The 2475-nt window shown below is 60.5% G+C and carries 2 protein-coding genes; both read right to left on the minus strand.

The features are described from left to right. Window positions 1–506 precede the first annotated feature (506 nt). The gene (gene nuoF, locus RMO81_RS12210; protein WP_310476166.1) at window positions 507–1814 is read right to left on the minus strand and encodes an NADH-quinone oxidoreductase subunit NuoF; all 1308 of its coding nucleotides are present in this window, start codon (window positions 1812–1814) and stop codon (window positions 507–509) included. Continuing rightward, complete coding sequence (nuoE, locus tag RMO81_RS12215) at window positions 1814–2407, minus strand: NADH-quinone oxidoreductase subunit NuoE (RefSeq protein WP_310476167.1); 594 nt, start codon at window positions 2405–2407, stop codon at window positions 1814–1816. Before nuoE ends, nuoF begins: the two co-directional genes overlap by 1 nt. Between the last annotated feature and the right edge of the window lie 68 nt (window positions 2408–2475).

Here is a 2475-nt window from a genome sequence, read left to right on the forward strand (position 1 = left end):
CCATCCGCCGCGAGAAAGCGATGAAGTTCTGGAAGCGGGAGTGGAAGATCAGGGTGATCGAGGAAAATAATCTGCAGTGGTTGGATCTGGCCGTGGATTGGGGCTTTCCACCGTTGGGGGAATGAGCGCCTTACGTCCCAACTTGTCATGCTGGCGAAGGCCAGCATCCACCGTGCCGCCGAAGTACGTTTGGCTACAGACTGGCCCATGTTCCGCAATGGATGCTGGCCTGCGCCAGCATGACAAGGACCAGCTTAGCTTTCCCGCTTCAAGTTGGGCCAATCTGCGCTTGAAAAAAGCCAAAGCCCGAAGATGTTGCCGAATGGAAGCACGGCCAAAATCGCCCACCAGCCACTGTAACCGGCCTTATTCAGGATACGGCGAACCGGCAAGATCACAATAGTGAGGAAAAAAATTACGACAAGCCAGTGTGTCAGCGAAAATGAACCCATAACAGTGCCCCTTTTGAAGAACAGACGACCACTACTATGTTCTTACTGCAAAGCCTACTCTGCCGCGATCCCCATGTTCGGAACCTGCACAAAGCCCTTGCGCTTCGCAATCCGCGCCTCGATCTCCGGCCGGAAATGCCGGATCAGACCCTGGATCGGCCAGGCCGCGGCATCGCCCAGCGCGCAAATGGTGTGGCCTTCCACCTGCGTGGTCACTTCCAGCAGCATGTCGATCTCGTGCGGTTCGGCATCGCCCGTCACCAACCGTTCCATCACCCGCCACATCCAGCCAGTGCCTTCGCGACACGGGGTGCACTGGCCGCAGCTTTCATGCTTGTAGAAGTAGGAAAGCCGGGCAATGGCGCGCACGATGTCGGTGGACTTGTCCATCACGATCACGGCGGCGGTGCCCAGGCCGGATTTCAGATCGCGCAGGCCATCGAAATCCATCGGCGCCTCCATGATCTGATGCGCCGGCACCAGCGGCACCGATGAGCCGCCGGGGATCACCGCCAGCAGATTGTCCCACCCACCGCGAATGCCGCCGCAATGCGTGTCGATCAGCTCGCGGAACGGCAGGCCCATGGCTTCTTCCACCACGCACTTCTTGTTCACATGGCCGCTGATCTGGAACAGCTTGGTGCCTTCATTCTTGGGCCGGCCGATGGCGGCAAACCATTCCGGCCCGCGCCGCAATATGGTCGGCACCACGGCGATGGATTCGACATTGTTCACCGTGGTCGGGTTGCCATACAGGCCGGCGCCGGCCGGGAACGGCGGCTTCAGGCGCGGCTGGCCCTTCTTGCCTTCCAGGCTTTCGATCATCGCGGTTTCTTCGCCGCAGATATACGCCCCGCCGCCGCGATGGACGACGACATCGAAATCATAGCCCGTGCCGCAGGCGTTCTTGCCGATCAGCCCGGCGGCATAAGCCTCCTCAACGGCCGTCATCAGCACCTTGGCTTCGGCGATGTATTCGCCGCGAATATAGATGTAGGCCGCCCGCGCGCGCATGGCGAAACCGGCGATCAGCGCGCCTTCGATCAGCTTGTGCGGATCATGGCGGATGATCTCACGGTCCTTGCAGCTGCCAGGTTCGGATTCATCGGCATTGATCACCAGATAGCTCGGCCGATCCGGGTTCTTCGTTTTCGGCATGAAGCTCCACTTCATCCCGGTCGGGAAGCCCGCGCCGCCACGCCCACGCAGGCCACTGGCCTTCACCGCGTCGATCAGCGCATCGGGGCCAACGCTCATCAGATCCTTGGTATCGGCCCAATCGCCGCGCTTTTTGGCGGCATCAAGGTTCCACGGCTGAAAGCCATAGAGATTGGTGAAGATGCGATCCTTGTCGGCCAGCATCACACCATCTCCTTCAGCGTTGTCGGACCACCTTGCGGGCACGAAGCCGTGCGCCCGATCTGGCTGCCCACCTTGGGCTCTTCCCCGCGCGCCAGCATGTCGAGGATTTCGGCCATGCGGTCGTAGGTCAGGTCTTCATAGTTATGATCGTTGATCTGCACCATCGGCGCATTGGCGCAGGCGCCCAGGCATTCGACTTCGGTCAGGGTGAACAGGCCGTCTGCCGTGGTGGCGCCCTTCTTCATGCCCTTGTCCTTGGCAGCGCGCATGATGTCGTCGCTGCCGCCCAAAAGGCACGGCGTGGTGCCACACACCTGCACATGGAAGCGGCCAATGGGTTTGAGGTTATACATGGTGTAAAAGCTGGCGACTTCGTAGGCGCGGATATAGGGCATGCCGATCTGCTTCGCGACAAATTCGATCACCGGCACCGGCAACCAGGCCACACCGGTCATGTCCCGGACCTGATATTGCGCCAGCCACAGCAGCGGCATCACGGCACTGGCCTGCCGGCCGGGCGGATACAGGCCGATGAGGCGCTGCGCTTCGGCAGCATTCTCCGGTTCCCAAGTGAAATCGGTAAATTCAGTCACCGGATAAACTCCACACGGCTGCATTTGTCGCCGTCAAAACTGTAGACGCTCATCACCTCGAACGGCTC

This window comes from Sandarakinorhabdus sp. (assembly GCF_031422795.1).
Taxonomy (GTDB): Bacteria; Pseudomonadota; Alphaproteobacteria; order Sphingomonadales; family Sphingomonadaceae; genus Sandarakinorhabdus.